Origin of the sequence: Cellulomonas citrea (assembly GCF_009829685.1) — a bacterium.
GTDB classification, from domain to species: Bacteria; Actinomycetota; Actinomycetes; order Actinomycetales; family Cellulomonadaceae; genus Cellulomonas; species Cellulomonas citrea.
In genome coordinates this window covers 1-2,092 of the sequence record NZ_VWSD01000260.1, presented here as the reverse complement: position 1 = coordinate 2,092, position 2,092 = coordinate 1, and the positions used below count along the sequence as shown (strand labels likewise).

Here is a 2,092-nt window from a genome sequence, read left to right as displayed (position 1 = left end):
GTCGCGGCGACCTTGGCCAGCACCCGCAGCTTCATCGCCAGCGCCGCCACGAGCGGGACCGGGTCGACGCCCGTCGCGAAGGCGTGCCGCAGCAAGGCCACCGCCGCCCCCGCGTCGGCGGCTACGGCGGCGTCAGCCACCTGGAAACCGGTGGCTTCCACCCGCCCGGCGTAGTAGCGCTCGACGACGTCGACGGCGATCAGACCCTCGGTGTCGGCCACGAGCTGGGCGCAGGCCGAGGCCAGCTCGCGCAGGTCGCTGCCGACGGCGTCGACCAGGGCGCGCACGGCCCGCGGTTCGGCCCGGCGCCCCGCGGCCCGCAGCTCGGCGGTGACGAACGCCGTCTTGTCGCCGTCCGACCGCAACGGTTCGGCGCCCACCGTGGGCAGGTCCCGGCACGCGTCGAGCAGGGCCCGTCCACGCTGGCCGCCCCCGTGACGCAGCACGAGCACCACGTCCGGGGCCGGGGCGTCGAGATAGGCCCGGGCATCGGACAGTGCCTGGTCGGAGCCGTGCTCCAGCCCTGCGAGCACCACCACCTTGGCCTCGGCGAACAATGACGGGCTCGTCGCGACCGCCAGCATCCCGGCGCCGTAGTCGGCGGCCTCGAGCGTCACCACCTCGGCCGTCGGGTCCTGGGCACGCACGGCGTCCACGATCCGGGCCACGGCCCGCTCGGCGAGCAGATCCTCGGCCCCGCGCACCAGGACGACGGGGGCTGGGGCCGCCTCGTTCCAGCTCAGGGTGTTCGGCTGCTCACGGCGGGCGGGTCGACGGGGTCCGGGCACCCGCTCAGCGTGCCATGCGGATCGGGCGCCGTGCGCAGCAGCAGCCCCAGCAGACCTATCCCGGCACCGGCGAGCAGCACGCCGCCGACCAGACCCGGCCACCAGGCGAGCCCCGCGCCCGGCGCCGCAGCGACGAGGTGCGCCACCGTGACGACCCACCAGCACGCCGCCCCGGCGCAGGCGAGCAGCACCGCCGCGCCGCCCGGCCAGACCGGGCTCACGACTGCCCCGGCCAGACCGAGCACCGTGGCCGGGCCGATCGCGGGTGCGACGGCAAGGTTGGCCAGGACCGACCAGGTCGCCACGGTCGGGGTGAACGCGAGCAGGAACGGGCCGCAGGCCAGCTGCGCCACCAGCGGCACGCCCAGCACCGTGGCCACCGGACGTCCGACCACCGGGGACCAACGGGCCACGAGCGTGGGCACGACGAGCACGATCCCCGCGGTGGCCGCGACCGACAGCACGAAGCCGAGGTCGACCGCGAGCCACGGGTCGGCCAGCATGAGCCCGATGACGGCGGTCGACAGCGCCGCCGGTCCGGCCGAGGGGCGCCCGAGGAGCAGGCCCGCGACCGAGACCGCGCCCATCACCGCCGCCCGCAGGACGCTGGGCTGCGGGCCCACCAGCACGACCAGCCCCGCGGCGACCACCACGGTGAGGCCGGCTCGTGCTGCGCGGGGCAGCCCGAGGGTCGCACCGACCACCAGGACGAGGGACGCGATGAGTGCGAAGTGGGCGCCCGAGACGGCGGTGACATGGGTGAGACCGGCGGTCCGCATCGCGTCCACCAGCCCGTCGGGCAGCCGCGAGACGTCACCCCAGGCGATCGCGGGCAGCAGCGCACCAGGCTCTCCGGGGACGGCCGAGGCTGCGCTCCCCGCCGTGGCGCGCACGCGCGCCGCCAGGGCGTCCAGCCCGGTCGGAGCACGGAGCTGCTGCGGGGGCTGCGACGGCCGGAGCACGGCCACCGCCCGGCCTGGAGCCCCCGGCTCGGACAGGGTGCCGACCGTCCGGACCGTGCTCCCTGCGCTCAGCGGGGCGCACGGGGCGATCACGTCGACGGGGGCCGCCGCCCGCGTCACCTCACCGGCGATCTCGGCGCGGTGCACGTCGAGCGGGTAGCGGCAGCCACCGGTGACCGGCCGGGGAGGTCCGGTCAGCCGGCCGTCGAGCGTCACGGTGCGCTACATGGGGGTGGCGACCAGCTCGTCGCTGTTCTTCCGGCAGATGGGCGGCACGCTGGGCACCGCGGTGTTCCTGTCCATCCTGTTCTCCACCGTGGGCGACAACATCGCCACGGCCGT

2 protein-coding genes are annotated in these 2,092 nt (G+C 76.4%); both read right to left on the bottom strand.

The features are described 5' to 3' along the window. Positions 1-788, bottom strand: a 788-nt coding sequence (gene holA / locus F2B26_RS15925) for a DNA polymerase III subunit delta (RefSeq protein WP_159811018.1), incomplete at its 3' end; no start/stop codon positions are given. After that, positions 740-1,681: a ComEC/Rec2 family competence protein gene (locus F2B26_RS15920; RefSeq protein WP_268891120.1), complete on the bottom strand. Its 942-nt coding sequence runs from the start codon at positions 1,679-1,681 to the stop codon at positions 740-742. The genes holA and F2B26_RS15920, both read right to left, overlap by 49 nt. Positions 1,682-2,092 lie beyond the last annotated feature (411 nt).